A 16,672-nucleotide genomic window follows, 5' to 3' on the forward strand; every position below is an offset into this window, starting at 1 on the left:
CAGCCTCTTTCATAGCGCGTTCAGCGCGTCGTCAAGCGCGGAGAGAAGCAGATCCGCATTCTCCTCGGTGAACACCATCGGGGGGCGCATCTTGAGGATATTGTCGTAACGGCCGATCTTGCTGAGCAAGATGCCGCGATCCCGCATCATATTGACGAGCCGCTTGGTCTTGGCTGTGGCCGGTGTGCGTGCGGCGTCATCTTCCACCAGTTCAAGCCCGAAGAACAGGCCGTGCCCGCGGACATTGCCGATGATCGCATGTTGCGCCATCAGACGTTCGAGCCCCGCACGCACATAGGCGCCGACGCGGCGGCCATTTTCAAGCAGCGATTCCTGCTCGATCACGTCGAGCACGGCCGTCGCCGCCGCCGCCGAGACGGGGTTGCCGCCAAAGGTGTTGAAATAGGTCGCAGCCAGGCCGAAGGAATCGATCAGGTCCGAGGCTGCGATCACACCGCCGATAGGGTGGCCATTGCCCATGGGCTTACCAAGCGAGACGATATCGGGAACGACATTGGCGAGTTGGTGCCCCCACATGGCGTCGCCCGTCCGCCCGAAACCAGCCTGGACTTCATCGCAGATAAACAGGCCCCCGGCCTCGCGGACGATTCCGACTGCCTTGGCGACATAGTTCGGCACCAGTTCGGGCAAGCCTTCGTTGGCGAACAGGGGGTCGATCAGCAGGGCGGCGATAGGGATGCCATCGGCCTGGAGGGAGCGCACGGCCTCGCGGACCTTTGCAGCGAAATAATCCCCGAGTTCCTCGTCGGACCGGCCCTGACGATCCCGAAAGGGATCGGGGATCGCGACCTTCCGCGCGAAAGCGGGGAAAGGCTCCGGCACCGGGAAACAGGTGGTGACGGACGCCAGCGTCTCGGAATTGCCGTGATAGCTGAAGTCGCTGACGATGATGCCTTTGCCACCGGTGCGATAGCGGGCCATGCGCAGGGCGAGTTCGTTCGACTCCGTTCCCGAGCAAGTGAAGGTGGCTGCGTTCAGCGATCCGTCGAATGTCGCGGTCAAGCGCTCGGCATAACGCACCACTGTTTCGTGCAGATAGCGGGTGTGCAGGTTCAGCGTCGCAGCCTGCCGCGCAATCGCCTCAACGACATGGGGATGACAATGGCCGACATTGGGGACGTTGTTATATACGTCAAGATAAGTGCGGCCGTCGGCATCCTCAACCCACACGCCCTTGCCGCGCACAAGGTGGACGGGGCGATCGTAAAAGAGAGGCGCATTGCGTCCCATGACGCGGAAACGCCGTTCGAGCAGGGTGCTATCAGACGACATCGTCAGGCCTTTCTGAAAAAGATGTGGATAGGGAAGAAAGCGGCAGGATAAAGCCCGGTTGCAGCCGCATCGCAATCATCCCTTGTTGGGTATGGTTAGATCGAATATGTTTGAGTTTGTATGAAATGTATCAAGTCATGTCCAGTCTACTCGCCTAGACATAAAAAAAATACCAGAATATATTCGACTTTTGCAGTATTGGGAGGGGTGCATGAATAAACAGAATGACGGCAAGCCGGTTGTTCTCATCACTGGCGGCGGAACCGGCATCGGCGCCGCTGCAGCGCGCCGTCTGGCGGCGGATCATGAGGTCGTGATTTGCGGTCGTCGGCGCGAGGCGCTCGACAAGGTTGCCGCCTATGGCGGGATTCATCCGTTCGTGGCCGATATTAGCGATCCTGAAACGGCGCGCGGGCTGATCGCGGATGTGGTCGCGCGGTTTGGTCGGCTGGATGGCTTGGTTCTGAACGCGGGCATTCTTATCAATGCTAATTTCGGTGAAATCGCGCTGGAGGACTGGAACCAGCAGATCGCAATCAACCTGACCGGACCGTTCGTCCTGGCGCAGGCGGCGTTGCCCCATCTGCTTGCCCGAAAAGGTGCGATTGTCTCGATCTCGTCGGTGGGAGGAATGCAGACCGGACCCGGGCTCGGCGCTTATTCGGCGTCGAAAGCGGGACTGACGCTGATGACCCAGGTGATCGCTTATGAATATGCGCGCCACGGTCTGCGCGCCAATATCGTCGCGCCTGGCTGGATACGCACTGAAATGGGCGACGAAGAAATGGAAACGATGCAGATCGCGGACGATCTTGAAGGCGCTTATGCGAAGGTCAGCGAGTTTGTGCCCCAGCGTCGCGCGGGAACATCCGATGAAGCCGCTGAGGCGATTGCCTGGCTGCTGTCGCCCGCGGCTTCATTCGTCAACGGCGCGGTGCTGGCGGTGGATGGCGGCTCGTTGATTGCCAACGTCGGGATGACGTTCTTCGACAAAATCGTTGAAGGCTGAGCGCGATTTTTACCATGGCCATCGGCTGATGGCATGCAGCAAGTCAATCCGTATCGACTTGACATGCCTCAGCCGATCCTGCCCGACCGCATGCGCCACCGTCAGTCTGCTTCCGGATGAAAGTTTGCGGAAAGCCCGCACGGCTTTGAAGAATGGCGCGCCGAGTTATGATCGCAGAAAGTCCATTTGACGCTTCCCAAATGCTGACATTCATTCATGATGTCGCCGATGACGGCTGCAACCCATAAGTAGGACAGCGCGCATCTCGTGAGCCGATATCCATAATAGGTTGCCCTTATGATTTCACGATCAGGTGCTCTGTTCAGCGTTGCGGCATGTCTGCTCATGGCCTGTCTTCCGCAGAGCGTTGCGGCCGGTCCGCCCTTTCTGACGGACGATCCGGAACCGACCGAGACCGGCCATTGGGAAATTTACGCACCCCTGATTGAAGCCGCGGGACGGGGCGCCGATTACGAAGGCGCTGCCGGGGTGGAACTGAACTATGGCGCCTTGCCGGATTTGCAGCTGACCCTTGGTCTGCCGGTTCAGTATGCCCATGATTCGACGGGATGGCGCTCGGGGGCCGGTGATGTTAAATTTTCCGCCAAATATCGCTTCTTCAAGAACGAAGCCGCCGGGATTCAGGTTGCGCTGTTTCCGGGCGTCACCCTGCCGACCGCCAGCAACGGCATGGGTAACGGCCGGGTAAGCGCCCTTCTGCCGATCTGGGTGCAGAAGGATGCCGGGCCCTGGTCGATCTTCGGCGGTGGCGGTTATGCAATCAATCCGGGTGCCGGAAACCGGGATTACTGGACCGGCGGCATCGCCGTTACCCGGCATTTTGGCGAACGGTTGCTGCTCGGCCTGGAGGCCGATCGCCAGGGGGCCGACACGATCGACGGCCATGCCTCGACCAGCCTCGGCCTTGGCGGGATCTACCAGATGAAGGCGCCGTTCCGCTTGCTCGCCTCCGGCGGGCCGACGTTTGAGGATCATGGCGGTCCGGCGGGTTTCCACGCGTTCTTGGCCCTTGGGCTCGATTTGTGAGGAGAGACGAATGACGGATAGAGAGCTGCGCGCCGCACTGACCAAGGTGCCCGCTGTCACGCTGGGCTTCTGGATCATCAAGATTTTGGCCACCACGCTGGGCGAAACCGGCGGGGACAGCGTCACCATGAGCTGGCTGGGCGAAACCACGCCCAATGCCGCACAATCCTGGGTGAGCGGCTATCTGATCGGCACCGCGATCTTCGGCATCCTGCTGATCGGACTGGTCTGGGCGCAGATCCGCGCGCAACGGTTTCATCCCTGGCTCTATTGGGCGACCATCGTCGCCTCCACGACGGCCGGAACAACGCTTGCGGACTTCGCCACGAGGTCGCTTGGGATCGGCTATCCGGGTGGCTCGCTGCTGCTGTTGGCTTGTGTCCTCCTGTCCTTGTTCAGCTGGTATCGCAGCCAGGGGAGCATCTCGGTGAACACGGTGGTGGGGTCGAAGGTGGAAATCTTCTACTGGGTGACCATCACCTTCTCGCAGACCCTGGGCACGGCGCTGGGCGACTGGATCGCGGACGCGGGTCTTGGCTATTCGGGTGGAGCGCTGGTGTTCGGAGCCGCGCTGGCCGTGCTGGCCGCGCTCTATGCCTGGACACATGTCTCGCGTGTGATGCTGTTCTGGGCCGCGTTCATTCTGACCCGGCCGCTCGGCGCCACCGTCGGCGACTTCCTGGACAAGCCACTGGCCAAGGGCGGGCTAGACCTCAGTCGGCCACTGGCCTCGGTCGTGCTGGCCTTGGCCATCATCGTGCTGATCCGTGTCATCCCGCAACGCGCGGGGCAACAGGCTACGCACTAATCATCATGCTGCTTGAGGGTTTTTTCAGGCAAAGACAGGGGCTGGGTCTCTCTCCCAATCCACTCAGCCCAAAGCGCGAAGTTGGACAGCAAAAGCGGTCTGCAGCTCCCGGCTCAAGCTTTGCCGACGTCTGGTCTTTAGTTGGGGAATAGCCCCAACTAAGAATGGCAGATTTCGTGTCTTCAGTGGAATGGCGCGCCCGAAAGGATTCGAACCTCTGACCCCCAGATTCGTAGTCTGGTGCTCTATCCAGCTGAGCTACGGGCGCACATATCAAACGGGGTGGTTGTTTACCCCTGCGGAATGCGCGCAACCTAGCGGGATCGGTTAGACTTGGCAAGCGGTCTCTGTCATTTTTTTGCAGTTTTCCGTGCATTTTTTTGCGCCTTTCGGGATCGCTTGCTTGTGGGGCGATGGTCGGATGCCCTAAAGTCGGCGCAAATCTTGGAAAGGACTAAGGGGATGGCGGCGATTTCGGCCTATGGACCGGGTGTTTTGCTGGCAGGACTGCTGGCGCTTGGCGGCTGTGCCGGGGAGAACTGGCCGGATCTCAGCACCGTGCAGCGCCCGGCCGGGTCTGACAAACCGGCGGATCTGGGCGCACCGGCAGCGGCGAAGGCGGCAACTGCCTCGGCCGAGGTGGAGGCGCGGTTGAAGGCCTTCGACGCTCGTGTCAATACGGCCGATCAGGCCGCCGCCAAGGCTTATGCCGAGTATCTGCCTCGGCTCGACAAGTTTCTGGCTGCCCCTCCGACCGAAGACAGCCTGACCACCCGTTGGGGCGCGGCGCAATCGGCCCTGAGCCGGGTCGGCGCTGCCGTCGATGACCTGCGCGCCGCCGAAGAAGCCGCTGCGAATTACAGCATCGATCTCAGCAAAACAGCGGCCTTGCCGGCTGGTGTGGCCGAGACGGTGGCTTCGGCTTCGGCGCGTTACGTTGCCCGTCGTCAATTGCTCGACCTTGAATCCAACCGTCTCGCCGTGCTGACGCCCGCGTCGTTTGGTGCGCCGGGTCCGTCGGTGGTGCATGACAGCACGCGCACGGCGCTTGCCACCATTACATTCGCGGGCAAGGCTCCAGCCTTGGGCGACGATTTCGCTCCGGCCATCGCGGCGCTGCGGAAAACCGTGCCTGACGTGGCCTTCGATCTCATCGCCTCAGGCCCCACAGGCAGCCTCGCCCGGCAGCAGGAGGCGCTGCGTGTAATGATGGCCGAGCTGCAGCGGCTCAAGGTCCCGGCCTCCCACCAGACGCTCGCGCTTGCCACACTGCCGGATCAGGCGGTGATCGTGCGCATTTATGTCAAAAAACCATGAACTGACTAAGACCACAGGCGAATCGGCGGCTGTTACAAAGGGGCGATCATGAAAAAGCATTGGGGTATAGCGGCCGTCTGCCTGCTGTTCTGGTCCGTCTCCGTCCCGCCACTCGCGGCGTTGGAGCGTCCGGCGGTCACCGCCAAAAGCCAGATGGTGGTTGCCGCCAATCCCTATGCAGCCGACGCCGGGCGGGAGATTTTGCGCGCGGGCGGCAATGCCATCGACGCTGCCATTGCCGTCCAATTGGTGCTGTCGCTGGTCGAGCCGCAATCCTCGGGCATCGGCGGCGGCGCCTTCATGGTTTATTACGCCCCCGCAACGACGGATCATCCCGCTGTCCTCACAAGCTATGACGGCCGGGAAACCGCGCCGCAGGCAGTAACACCCGAATTGTTTGCCGCCATCCCGAAAACCCGCGACGGCTTTTTGGACGCGGTGGCGGGCGGCCGTTCGGTCGGCACGCCGGGCGTCCTCGCCATGCTGGCCATGGCCCATGGCGAACATGGCAAACTGCCCTGGAACAAGCTGTTCGGCCCGGCGCTCAAACTGGCCGAAGACGGGTTTGTCATTTCCCCGCGCCTGCAATTCCTGGCCGAATCCGATCCCTTGCTGCGCAAATTCCCGGCGGCGCGTGACTATCTCTTTACCCCGGACGGCAAGGCGCGGGCGGCGGGCAGCCTGTTGCGAAATCCAGCCTATGCGCAGGTCCTGAAACAGTTGCGCGACCAGGGCGTGCGCGCCTTTTACGAAGGTCCTTTGGCGAAAGACATCGTGGCGGCAGTGCAGGGTGCCGCGCTCAACCCCGGCGCGCTCGCGCTTGAGGATCTCAAAAATTATACGCCCAAGGAACGCGCCGTGATCTGCGGGCCATACCGGCTCATGAAGGTCTGCGGCATGGGCCCGCCGTCCTCGGGCGGCACCACGGTGCTTGGCATTCTCGGGGTGCTTGATCACTTCGATCTCGCGCAATATGGCCCGAACAGTGTGGAGGCCGCGCATTTGTTCGCCGAGGCGAGCCGTCTCGCCTATGCCGACCGTAATCGCTATATCGGCGACCCCGACAAAGTCAGCGTGCCGGTGGCCGGGCTCATCGATGCGGGCTATCTCAAAAGCCGTGCGGCGCTTGTGAACCCGGCGCGCAGCATGGGCATAGCCGCACCCGGCACCCCGCCCGGAGCCCCCGTGGCAGCCGAAAGCTTCACCCCCGAACTGCCCGCCACCAGCCATTTTTCCATTATCGACAACACCGGCGCCGCGGTCAGCATGACCACCAGCGTCGAAAGCGCCTTCGGCAGCCGCTTGTTTGTCGCCGGATTTTTCCTCAACAACGAACTGACCGATTTCGCCTTCGAGCCGACCATGGATGGCAAGCCGGTGGCCAATCGGGTCGAACCCGGCAAGCGCCCCCGCTCGGCCATGTCGCCGACGCTCGTCTTCGATGACAAGGATCAGCTCCGCATCGATATGGGCTCACCCGGCGGTCCGGCCATCATCGCCTATGTGGCCCGGGCGCTCACCGGCCTCATCGACTGGAAGCTGCCGGTCAATGCCGCTGTGGCGCTGCCGCATGTGATCAATCAGAACGGGGTCACAACGCTTGAGGAGGATACGCCGGTTGCAGCCGACGCGGCCGCCCTCCGCGCCCTCGGGCATGAGGTGGCCTTGCGTCGCATCTCAAGCGGTCTCAATGGTTTCGTGATCGAAGGCGACGGCGAGAACCGCCGCATCATCGGCGCTGGCGACCCCCGCCGCGAAGGCATAGCGTTGGGCGATTAAAGCTGTAAGTCTGGATCCTTCGGAGTCTAAGCCACCTGCGGCGCACTCTGCGGCGGCTCTTCCCCAAAGATATCGGCGATCATCCCGCGCGCAATCTCGCGTTCGCCCATGACGACGATCGAGGCCCCGCATTTCACCAGATGGTCGACTTCCTCATCCCCCTGGGCGCGGGCGATGATCTTCAGATCCGGGGCCGAGGCGCGGGCCTGAGAGACGATCTGCCCGGCTTCAAAGGTATCGGGCACGGTCACAAACAGACAGTTTGCGCCGGTCACATTGGCCGCCTGCAAAAGCTCTGCCGACACGCCATTGCCGTTCATGGTCTCGATATTCGCGGCGCGCAGCGCCTCAAGTCGCTGATGGTTCATCTCGACCACCAGAAACGGCACGGCCCTGGTCTTGAGCGCGCTCACAACCAGCCGTCCGACGCTGCCAAATCCGATCACGACCATATGATCGTGGAGGCTTGTGGGCAGCAGGGCGGCGGCTTCCTCGATCACCTTGGGCGGTATTTTGCTGTCTTCCGCAACCTCGCCCTCGGGTTTCTTCAGCTTGGCTTTCAGGCGGTCGATCAGGGTGAACAGAATCGGATTGGCCAGAATCGACAGAATGGCCCCGGCCAGAATGTAATCCTGGCCCGCTTTCGGCAGAATCCCAAGCGACACACCAAGGCTCGCAAGAATGAAGGAAAATTCCCCGATCTGCGCCAGACTGGCCGAGATGGTAAAGGCGGTGCTGGTCGGATGACCGAAGGCGCGGACGATGTAAAAGGCGGCGATGGATTTGCCGAACAGAATGATCCCGAGCGTGGCGAGGACCGGCAGCGGATCGTTCAGGAGAATTTTCGGATCGAACAGCATCCCCACCGACACGAAGAACAGCACGGCGAAAGCGTCCCGAAGCGGCAGGGTCTCCTCGGCGGCGCGATGGCTCAAGGGCGAACTGCTCAGGATCATCCCGGCAAAGAACGCGCCCAAGGCAAAGGACACCTCAAACAGCACCGCCGCGCCATAAGCACTGCACAAAGCGATGGCCAGCACCGCGAGCCGGAACAATTCCCGCGATCCGGTATGAGCGATGTGATGCAGAATCCAGGGAATGACCCGGCGGCCGATGATCAGCATGACGGCGAAAAAGGCGATGACCTTGCCGATGGTGATGGCCAGGGCGGCGACCAGGCTGCTATGGCTTTGGGCCACGCCTTCGGCGAGGCCTTCGGGGTGCACAAGTCCGGCGATGGCGGGAATGAACACAAGCGCCAGAATCATGGCCAGATCTTCGACGATCAGCCAGCCGACGGCGATGCGCCCGCGCTCGGTCTCGATCAGGCGGCGTTCCTGCATGGCCCGCAGCAAAACCACCGTACTCGCGCAGCTGAGCGCCATGCCGAACACGAACCCACTGATCAGCGGCCAGCCGAGAAGATAGGCAAGTCCCATGCCGAGCAAAGTGGCGATGGTGATTTGCACCACAGCACCCGGCACGGCGATGGCTTTGACGGACAACAGATCTTTAAAGGAAAAATGCAGCCCCACCCCGAACATCAGCAGAATGACGCCGACCTCGGCCAGTTCGGCTGCGATCTTGGTATCGGCGGTGATGCCGGGGGTCAGCGGACTGAGGATAACCCCGGCCAGAAGATAGCCGACGAGGGGGGAAATTTTAAGACGATGGGCAATCGCACCTAGAATGAACGCAAGCCCTAAACCGGACACCAGCATCGTGATTAGCGGCATGTGATGCGTCATCCGTCGGGGCGCTCCTCTCCACGTATGTGGTCTTGCAGGTCATGGCTTTATGTAAGGTCTCCTATATGGGGAATGGGTGCCGTTCCGACAATGCCCTTATGGCAAAAAAAGCATAAAAAATGCCCCCGCCAGCAATAAAATCCTAGCGCGGAAGCGTGATCCGGAAGGTTGTCCCCTCGGTGCTGCTTTCAAGCAACGCGATCTTGCCGCCATGGGCTTCGGTCAGCTCCTTGGCGATGGCGAGGCCAAGGCCGCTACTGCCGGTAGTGCTGCCGGCGGAAAAGGGTTCGAACAAATGCTCACGGGCACGCGGCGAGATTCCGGGGCCGGTATCGCTCAGATCAATGATGACATTCTTGCCGGAAAAGCTCGCGGTCATGGTGATGGCGGCGGGCCGGGCGGCGTTCGCGGCCGGGCCGGTCAGCGCCTGCACGGCATTCCGCGCGAGATTAAGCAGGATGCGATGCAACTGGGCGGGATCGGCATCAAGCACCATGTCCGGCGGCACGGCATTATGCCAGGCCACAGGACTGTCCGGCTGAAGCCCAAGGGCAAGTCCGATGTCATCGGCAAGCGGCCTCAGCGCCACCGGCTGATACTCCAGCGTCAGGTCCTGAGCCTGCCCATAAACAAGCGTCGACGAACAAAGCGCAATGGCGCGGTCGATGGCCTGCATCAAGCGTGGCGCCAGCGCCTGCACCATGGGATTGTCGGTGGTGGCCAGCCTGTCCGACAGCAACTGCGCACTGGCCAGAATATTGCGCAGGTCATGATTGATCTTGCTGACGGCGGTGCCGAGATTGGCGAGCCGGGTTTTCTGCGTGAGCGCCGCGCGCAAATCGGTCTGCATGTCGCTTAGGGCGCGTTCGGCCTGACCGATTTCATCCTGGCGCGGGCTCGGCGTCAGCGCGGAGCCGACCGCTTCCGGAGCCTCCCGAAAGGTCATCAGACTGCGGGTGATGCGGCGGATCGGTCGTACCAGAATGAGATGAAGCGAGATGTAAACCAGAATGGCGGTAAACAGCGAAATGATGATCGACAGCACCACAATGCCCCGGGAATAATCGGCCATGGCCTGCTTCAGATCATCCGGATAGATCAGAATCTGCACATATTCCCCGACTCCCTTCCGCGACGACCCGGTAACCTGAATGAGCCGCGAGTCATCCAGATAAAAGGTCTTGAAGGCATCAACCACCAGCGTCCAGGGCGCGGCCGAGCGCAGGTCATAGGATGAGGAAATTTCAAGCGGCATGTCATAGCCGAGAATAAGCTTGCGCAGTTCGCCGCGTTTCAGCACCACGGCATCGACCCCGGCGCTGGTCAGGAGGGCGTTCGCAAGGTCATGGCTGACCATGCGGGACGACGTCGCCTCAAGGGCGAGGGCGGCGATCTGCGCCGCCGCCAGCCGGTCCTCAAGCCAGTCGCGGCGGAACTGGGCGATGGATGGAACATAGATCAGGATTTCAGCCAACAGCACAAACAGCACCGTCAGCAGCAGCAGCCGCGCGGACAAGCCATATCTAGGCCGTCCTAGCAGACGGCGACCTGTAGATGTCTTGAGCAGCCGCTGTCCCCTGATCATCACAAAAATAAGGCGGTCCGTATGATTCGGAACCATAGCCCGAACGGGGCATTATACGCGGTGACTGCTGCGCTCTTCAAGTCGCGGCCTTTATCGACTCTGGGGCGGGTTCTGAGGCGGGCCGGGGGCTCGCCGACCGATCGGGCAAAAGCGCTCTGAGGTCAGTTGACTTCATCGGCCCAAGCCTCTATACAGCGGGCCTTAGTTCAAGGGTGGCAGCGGCCAATGATGTGTCGCGCCCAATCACGACGGAGTGATTTAGGTGAAACGTACATTTCAACCCAGCAACACGGTGCGCAAGCGCCGTCATGGTTTCCGCGCTCGCATGGCGACCGTTGGCGGGCGTCGCATCATTGCGTCGCGCCGGTCCAAGGGCCGCAAGCGCCTCTCGGCCTGATTTTTATCCGAGTTTCGTAAAGCCGCGCCGGCCCGGGCCTACCCGGTGCCGGCCGTCTTTGTTTTCCGGACCGATTGATGACTCCAGCCAAACCCATATGCCGCCTGAAGAAGCGCCCGGAATTTCTGCGCGTGGCAGAGGTGCGGCGCAGATGGTCGACGCCGGGTTTGATGCTGCAGGTGGCGTTGATGACGCCGCGCAAGGAAAATGACCCCCGGCCGCCTTACCGCTATGGCATCACCGCCAGTCGCAAGGTCGGCGGGTCGGTGGTTCGCAACCGGGCCAAACGCCGCCTTCGGGTGCTGGCCGAAAGCCTGCTGCCGGATCTCGCCCGGCCCGGATATGACTTTGTCCTGATTGCCCGGCCCGAAAGCGCCACCCGGCCCTATGACCTCTTGATCTCCGACTTGAAGACGGCCCTCACTAAGCTTAAGGTTACGCGCGCCAGACCGCCGGAAGGCGGGGTGGACAGGCTTGACGAGGTCTCGGGAACATGACGCTGCTCAAGACGCTGAAACAGGTGGGGATACAGGCGGTCTTACTGCCGATCCGAATTTACCGGCTGGTTGTTTCGCCGTTGTTGCCGCCGCGTTGTCGTTATATGCCGAGCTGTTCTGCCTATGCGCTTGAGGCGATTGAAAGCCATGGTCCTTTGCGGGGCCTGTGGCTCGCTCTACGCCGTCTGGCGCGCTGTCACCCCTGGGGTGGATCCGGTTTTGACCCTGTGCCGCCTGTGGGCGTCCAGGGACAGGACGTGAGTCCGGCCCCCCATAAACCTCATGGTACCGGTCACCGGCACCCCCACTGCGGTTGAGTTTCGGATGCAAGATAACAAAAACCTGATCATCGCCTTTGTGCTGTCGCTCGTGATTCTGGTCGCGTTCGATCATTTTTACATGGGCCCGTCCCGCGACGCCCAGCTCGCGGCGCAAAAGGCCGCGGCCGAGCATGCGGCGGTCACCAAGCCAGCCGCAGCCCCAGGCGCAAGCGGACCAGTTCCCGAAGCAGCCGAGGCCGGCGGGGTCCTGACCCGGGCGGAGGCGCTGGCCAGGTCGCCGCGAATCGCGGTGCACACACCGAAACTCAGCGGCTCGATTGCGCTTCAGGGCGCCCGTCTCGATGACCTCACCCTGACCAACTACAAAGTCACGCTCGACAAGGATTCGCCGGATGTGACCCTGTTGTCCCCGGCCGGCAGCGACGGCGCCTATTTCGCCGATTTCGGCTGGGCCACCGCGGGCAGCGCCGTGGCTGTGCCGGACGCGACCACGCTCTGGACCGCCGACAGCACCGAACTCACACCGGCCAAGCCGGTGACGCTCAGCTGGACCAGCCCCGAAGGGCTGCTGTTCACGCGCAAGATCTCCGTCGATGACGACTATATGTTCACGGTCGTCCAGCGTGTTCAGAACACCGGTGACAAGACTGTGTCGCTGACGCCTTACGGTCTGATTTCGCGCCATGGCACGCCGGTCACCGCCGACATGATGGTGCTGCACGAAGGGGCCATCGGCGTCTTCGGCGAAACGCTGGTCGAGGAAAAATACAAAAGCTGGCGCAAGGACGGCCGCATCGCCCACAGCGGGCAGGGCGGCTGGCTTGGCATGACCGACAAATACTGGATGACGGCGCTGGTGCCTGATCAGTCCAAGACCTTTGACGGCCGCTTCAGCTACACCAAGAAAGACGATCAGGACCGCTGGCAGAGCGATTACAAGATGCCGGCCGAAACGCTCGCCCCCGGCGGCAGCATCGAAGCCACAAGCCATCTGTTCTCAGGTGCGAAGGTCGTCAGCATTCTTGAAAACTACCAGGACAAGCTCAGCATTTCGCGCTTCAAGGATGGCGTCGACTGGGGCTGGTATCCGTGGCTGACCAAGCCGATCTTCATGCTGCTGCATTTCTTCCATAATATTTTCGGCAATTTCGGGGTGTCGATTCTGGCGCTCACGGTGCTGATCAAGCTGGCCTTCTTCCCGCTGGCCAACAAATCCTACGAAGCCATGGGCCGCATGAAACAGATGCAGCCCAAGATGAAGGCGCTGCAGGAACGCTACAAGGAAGACAAGCCGCGCCTTCAGCAGGAAATGATGGAGCTTTATAAAAAAGAGAAGCTCAATCCGATGGCGGGCTGTCTGCCGATCCTGGTGCAGATCCCGGTGTTCTTCGCGCTCTATAAGGTCATCTATGTCACCATCGAAATGCGCCATGCGCCGTTCTTTGGCTGGGTGCATGACCTGTCCGCGCCGGATCCCATGGTGCTCACCACCTTGTTCGGGCTCATCCCCTGGAATCCGCCGCATATGCTGGCGATCGGCATCTGGCCGCTGATCATGGGTCTGACCATGTTCCTGCAGCAGAAACTCAATCCGGCGCCGACCGATCCGGTTCAGGCCCAGATCATGAAGTTCCTGCCGTTGATCTTCATCTTCATTCTTGCACCGTTCCCGGTTGGTCTCGTGATCTACTGGACCTGGAACAACACGCTGTCGATTCTCCAGCAATGGGTGATCCAGAAGCGCGTCGCCGCGCGGGCAGCAGCGTAATGGGTGGGGATGAGAATGGCGCTCAGGACGCAGCCGCGCTCGCCCGCTCGATCGAGCATGGGCGCTGGCTGTTCGCCCAGTCCTGCACCTTCATGCTTGGCGTGGCGGGCCTCGGTCAGCTTCCGGATACGTCGCTGCCCGAGATCGCCTTCGCTGGGCGCTCGAACGTCGGGAAATCGAGCCTGATCAACGCGCTCACCGCGCGCAACACGCTCGCTCGGACCTCCAACACGCCGGGCCGCACGCGGGAGCTGAATTTCTTCCGTCTCGGTGGCAAGGATACCGCACTTCGTCTCGTCGATCTGCCGGGCTATGGCTATGCCCGCATTTCGCGTGACACGGTGGAGCGCTGGACCCAACTTCTGCGGGCCTATCTCGCCGGACGGCCGAACCTCAAGCGGGTTTGCGTGCTGATCGATTCGCGGCACGGGGTCAAGGAAACCGACCACGAGATCATGACCATGCTCGATGAAACGGCGGTGTCCTATCAGGTCGTCCTGACCAAGTTCGACAAGCTGTCGGCGTCCGAGCAGGCGGCTATTCACGATACTGTCGTCGGCCAGATCCGCCGTCACGTGGCGGCCCATCCAGAGGTCATTGTGACCAGTTCCGAAGATGGCACCGGCATTGCCGAACTCCGCGCCAAAATTGCCGCCTTTGCGCCCCGCAGCGTTTGAGTTATAAGGCGGCGAAATTCAGCTCCATACCCTGAGTAGAGAGGGCCCTTGCGTATGTCGGACAAGCAGGAATATCAGAAGCAGTGGCTCAAACAGGCCGGTGTGCTGATCGAGGCATTGCCCTATATGCGCCGCTATGCCGGCAAGACCTTCGTGATCAAATACGGCGGTCATGCCATGGGCGATTCCGAACGCGCGCGGGAATTTGCCCGGGACATCGTGCTGTTGAAGCAGGTCGGCCTCAATCCCGTGGTGGTTCATGGTGGCGGCCCGCAGATCGCCAAGATGCTCGACCGGTTGAAAATCCAAAGCTCGTTCGTTGACGGCCTTCGGGTCACCGATGAAGCGACGGTGGAAATTGTTGAAATGGTGCTTTCGGGCCGCATCAACAAGGAAATCGTCGCTTCCATCAATGAAGCGGGCGGCTCGGCCATCGGCCTTTCGGGCAAGGACGGCAATCTCGTTCAGGCGAAGAAAGTGACCCGCACCCGGCGCGATCCCGATTCGAACATCGAACAGGTGCTCGATATCGGCTTTGTCGGCGATCCCGATGTGGTCAACGCGGCCTTCCTGCAAAACCTCATCCGCTCGGACATCATCCCGGTCATCGCCCCGATCGGTTTCGGCGCGGACGGAGCCACCTATAACATCAACGCCGACACCATGGCCTGCGCCATCGCCAAGGCCGTGAAGGCCGAACGGCTGCTGCTTTTGACCGATGTCTCGGGCGTGCTCGGCGGCGACGGTGAACTGATCGAAAACATGACCGCCCCCGAAGCCCACCGCCTCATCAAGGATGGCGTCATCCATGGCGGCATGGTGCCGAAAATTGAAAGCCTGCTCGACGCGGTCGAAGGCGGCGTCTCCGGCGCAGTCATCATGGACGGTCGCGTGCCCCACGCCGTCCTCCTGGAAGTCTTCACCGAACACGGCGTCGGCACCATCCTCCGCCGCGAAGACATTTAATTACCGTCCCCCCGTTCCCTGTCATTGCCGGGCGTGGACACCGGCAATCCATGTCTCAGCCTGCTCGTCCTATGGATGCCCGGGTCAAGCCCGGGTGATGGTTATGATTGCGCCGGGATGTCCCAAAGCTTTGGATCGTCACGCCGCTTACGCGGCTCGCGATGACATTGACGACCTATCCGTCATTGCGAGGCGCAGCCGAAGCAATCCAGCCCTTCACTCCCCACAAGCCTTACCGCTGAAATGGCTCCATCAACGCCGCCATCTGGGCGGGGGACAAGGGGTAGTCTACCCCGTCCCGCGCGTTCACGAGTTGGCGGTGTGGCACATGGGCCACCTCGGCCTGCAGGCGGAAGGCCGTGCGCATGGACAGCTGCGCCCGCCAGGCCAGCGCGACGATGCGGCGGGCATTGCGGCTTTCGAAAATTTTATCGACGTCAGGGGCCGCGAGATCCGCAAGCAGCGCGAGCGCCTGACAGAGCGCATCCCGGCGTTGGCCATCGATGGCATCGATGATGAATTTTTCGTCGATCGCCCCGCGGACAAAAAGATCGGTGACGGTAGCCTGCACCTGAAGCTTGTCTTCGGCCCCGAGCGGTTCGCTCTGGATGCGCTCCCGCACCCTGTTCAATAAAACCGCGCCATCCTCGGGCGCGATATCCTGCGCGCGCACCATGACTTCGATCAGCGAGGAGGCGACAAACCCGGCAATGCGCCGCATCAGCCGTAGCGAAAGATTGGGACGCAGCACCAAAGGCGCATGCCAGTCTTCGATGGCGGCGGCGTTGTCGATGATGAAATTCAGCGTGTCCTCGCGGATATCCGCCTGCGGGTTGGCGAGGAGGGCGGCAACGGCGGGCACGTCGAGGGCAGCGGCGATGCCCTCGACCACGCTCTCGCTCACAAGGCCGCGGCGGGCGATAGCGCTGAGGGCGCCCTTCACACTGGAAAAGGCGATGATTTCCTTCAGATCCTCGTCGGACAGCAGCGGCGAATATTCAAGCACCGGCGCGGCCACGGCCAGTTCGGGGTCGCGCGCGAGACAACGGATCAGGGCCTTTGGCGCGGTGGTGGAGGCCTTCAGTTCCTCGGCCAGGATCTGGCGGATTTTCGGTGCTTGATCAAGGGCCAGTTGCTCAAGAAGCTCGATCGTGCGGTCGCGGAGCAGGGTGCGTTCCGCATCGTCGCTATCGGGCAGCAGGCGGGCGATTTTACGCGCGAGTTCGGCGCGGACCTCATCGACATGATCCGTGACCAGCAACTGGTTGGCCTTATGCGGCGTTGCCGGATTGCCGGCCACCGCCTGCCGCACGTCGGGGGCTGAATGGGTAGCGAGATAGTAGAGGATTTCGGGCTGGATATCGGTGCGCGCGGCAAGTGCCTGAAGGTTGCTTTGCTCGCGGCCTTCAAGGACCTGGCGTGCGCCTTCATAGCTCAGATCCTCCGGCAAGGATCGCGGCGTCCATAATTCCAGCAAGTTTCGCAACGGCTTCAGCATGT

Annotated in this window: 15 protein-coding genes and 1 tRNA gene; 11 read left to right on the top strand and 5 right to left on the bottom strand. The window is 61.7% G+C overall.

Features of this window, described 5'->3' with window-relative positions:
• Positions 1–9 precede the first annotated feature (9 nt).
• Complete coding sequence (locus tag NYP16_RS03010; RefSeq protein ID WP_274942633.1) at positions 10–1,293, bottom strand: aspartate aminotransferase family protein; 1,284 nt, start codon at positions 1,291–1,293, stop codon at positions 10–12.
• Between the two features lie 211 nt (positions 1,294–1,504).
• Here NYP16_RS03010 and NYP16_RS03015 point away from each other — a divergent pair, with 211 nt between their 5' ends.
• The 3 genes from NYP16_RS03015 (at position 1,505) to NYP16_RS03025 (ending at position 4,157) form a co-directional block, all read left to right on the top strand.
• Entirely contained in the window at positions 1,505–2,302 is a 798-nt protein-coding gene (locus tag NYP16_RS03015; protein WP_274942634.1) for an SDR family NAD(P)-dependent oxidoreductase, read from the top strand.
• Between the two features lie 345 nt (positions 2,303–2,647).
• The gene (locus NYP16_RS03020) at positions 2,648–3,349 is read left to right on the top strand and encodes a transporter (protein WP_274942635.1); all 702 of its coding nucleotides are present in this window, start codon (positions 2,648–2,650) and stop codon (positions 3,347–3,349) included.
• A gap of 10 nt (positions 3,350–3,359) precedes the next feature.
• Entirely contained in the window at positions 3,360–4,157 is a 798-nt protein-coding gene (locus tag NYP16_RS03025) for a COG4705 family protein (RefSeq protein ID WP_274942636.1), read from the top strand.
• Positions 4,158–4,348: 191 nt separating this feature from the next.
• On the opposite strand, the gene NYP16_RS03030 is transcribed toward NYP16_RS03025, so the two are convergent.
• Positions 4,349–4,425: transfer RNA gene (locus NYP16_RS03030), tRNA-Arg, on the bottom strand.
• Between the two features lie 194 nt (positions 4,426–4,619).
• Here NYP16_RS03030 and NYP16_RS03035 point away from each other — a divergent pair.
• Positions 4,620–5,474, top strand: a complete 855-nt coding sequence (locus tag NYP16_RS03035; protein ID WP_274942637.1) for a hypothetical protein — start codon at positions 4,620–4,622, stop codon at positions 5,472–5,474.
• A gap of 48 nt (positions 5,475–5,522) precedes the next feature.
• A complete protein-coding gene (gene ggt / locus NYP16_RS03040) occupies positions 5,523–7,253 on the top strand; it encodes a gamma-glutamyltransferase (protein WP_274942638.1) in 1,731 nt (576 codons plus the stop codon).
• A gap of 26 nt (positions 7,254–7,279) precedes the next feature.
• On the opposite strand, the gene ybaL is transcribed toward ggt, so the two are convergent.
• Together ybaL and NYP16_RS03050 are read right to left on the bottom strand one after the other, a co-directional pair.
• Positions 7,280–9,001, bottom strand: coding sequence for a YbaL family putative K(+) efflux transporter (ybaL, locus tag NYP16_RS03045; protein WP_346742436.1), 1,722 nt, complete (start codon positions 8,999–9,001; stop codon positions 7,280–7,282).
• Positions 9,002–9,143: 142 nt separating this feature from the next.
• Positions 9,144–10,517 (bottom strand): sensor histidine kinase, encoded by a 1,374-nt coding sequence (locus tag NYP16_RS03050; RefSeq protein ID WP_274942640.1) that lies wholly within the window; start codon positions 10,515–10,517, stop codon positions 9,144–9,146.
• A 331-nt stretch (positions 10,518–10,848) separates the two neighbouring features.
• On the opposite strand from NYP16_RS03050, the gene rpmH reads away from it, so the two are divergent.
• The 6 genes from rpmH to argB all read left to right on the top strand — a co-directional run bounded on the left by rpmH (position 10,849) and on the right by argB (position 15,172).
• Positions 10,849–10,983: a 50S ribosomal protein L34 gene (gene rpmH / locus NYP16_RS03055; RefSeq protein ID WP_274942641.1), complete on the top strand. Its 135-nt coding sequence runs from the start codon at positions 10,849–10,851 to the stop codon at positions 10,981–10,983.
• A 77-nt stretch (positions 10,984–11,060) separates the two neighbouring features.
• A complete protein-coding gene (gene rnpA / locus NYP16_RS03060) occupies positions 11,061–11,480 on the top strand; it encodes a ribonuclease P protein component (RefSeq protein WP_274942642.1) in 420 nt (139 codons plus the stop codon).
• Positions 11,477–11,797: a membrane protein insertion efficiency factor YidD gene (yidD, locus tag NYP16_RS03065; protein ID WP_274942643.1), complete on the top strand. Its 321-nt coding sequence runs from the start codon at positions 11,477–11,479 to the stop codon at positions 11,795–11,797. The genes rnpA and yidD overlap by 4 nt, the downstream gene beginning before the upstream one ends.
• 7 nt (positions 11,798–11,804) lie before the next feature.
• On the top strand, positions 11,805–13,529 hold the full coding sequence (gene yidC / locus NYP16_RS03070; protein ID WP_274942644.1) for a membrane protein insertase YidC: 1,725 nt from the start codon (positions 11,805–11,807) through the stop codon (positions 13,527–13,529).
• On the top strand, positions 13,529–14,206 hold the full coding sequence (gene yihA, locus NYP16_RS03075; protein WP_346742459.1) for a ribosome biogenesis GTP-binding protein YihA/YsxC: 678 nt from the start codon (positions 13,529–13,531) through the stop codon (positions 14,204–14,206). The genes yidC and yihA overlap by 1 nt, the downstream gene beginning before the upstream one ends.
• Before the next feature lie 54 nt (positions 14,207–14,260).
• A complete protein-coding gene (gene argB / locus NYP16_RS03080; RefSeq protein ID WP_274942646.1) occupies positions 14,261–15,172 on the top strand; it encodes an acetylglutamate kinase in 912 nt (303 codons plus the stop codon).
• Positions 15,173–15,404: 232 nt separating this feature from the next.
• Here argB and NYP16_RS03085 read toward each other — a convergent pair whose 3' ends face one another.
• Entirely contained in the window at positions 15,405–16,670 is a 1,266-nt protein-coding gene (locus NYP16_RS03085) for a DUF2336 domain-containing protein (protein WP_274942647.1), read from the bottom strand.
• Positions 16,671–16,672: the final 2 nt, after the last annotated feature.

It is taken from the genome of Govania unica, from assembly GCF_027920805.1.
GTDB classification, from domain to species: Bacteria; Pseudomonadota; Alphaproteobacteria; order Sphingomonadales; family Govanellaceae; genus Govanella; species Govanella unica.

Bases quoted from the DNA above. Each gene is read 5' to 3' on its own strand.
- NYP16_RS03010 (WP_274942633.1), bottom strand. From the start codon at position 1,293: ATGTCGTCTGATAGCACCCTGCTCGAACGGCGTTTCCGCGTCATGGGA.
- NYP16_RS03015 (WP_274942634.1), top strand. From the start codon at position 1,505: ATGAATAAACAGAATGACGGCAAGCCGGTTGTTCTCATCACTGGCGGC.
- NYP16_RS03020 (WP_274942635.1), top strand. From the start codon at position 2,648: ATGGCCTGTCTTCCGCAGAGCGTTGCGGCCGGTCCGCCCTTTCTGACG.
- NYP16_RS03025 (WP_274942636.1), top strand. From the start codon at position 3,360: ATGACGGATAGAGAGCTGCGCGCCGCACTGACCAAGGTGCCCGCTGTC.
- NYP16_RS03035 (WP_274942637.1), top strand. From the start codon at position 4,620: ATGGCGGCGATTTCGGCCTATGGACCGGGTGTTTTGCTGGCAGGACTG.
- ggt (WP_274942638.1), top strand. From the start codon at position 5,523: ATGAAAAAGCATTGGGGTATAGCGGCCGTCTGCCTGCTGTTCTGGTCC.
- ybaL (WP_346742436.1), bottom strand. From the start codon at position 9,001: ATGACGCATCACATGCCGCTAATCACGATGCTGGTGTCCGGTTTAGGG.
- rnpA (WP_274942642.1), top strand. From the start codon at position 11,061: ATGACTCCAGCCAAACCCATATGCCGCCTGAAGAAGCGCCCGGAATTT.
- yidD (WP_274942643.1), top strand. From the start codon at position 11,477: ATGACGCTGCTCAAGACGCTGAAACAGGTGGGGATACAGGCGGTCTTA.
- yidC (WP_274942644.1), top strand. From the start codon at position 11,805: ATGCAAGATAACAAAAACCTGATCATCGCCTTTGTGCTGTCGCTCGTG.
- yihA (WP_346742459.1), top strand. From the start codon at position 13,529: ATGGGTGGGGATGAGAATGGCGCTCAGGACGCAGCCGCGCTCGCCCGC.
- argB (WP_274942646.1), top strand. From the start codon at position 14,261: ATGTCGGACAAGCAGGAATATCAGAAGCAGTGGCTCAAACAGGCCGGT.
- NYP16_RS03085 (WP_274942647.1), bottom strand. From the start codon at position 16,670: ATGCTGAAGCCGTTGCGAAACTTGCTGGAATTATGGACGCCGCGATCC.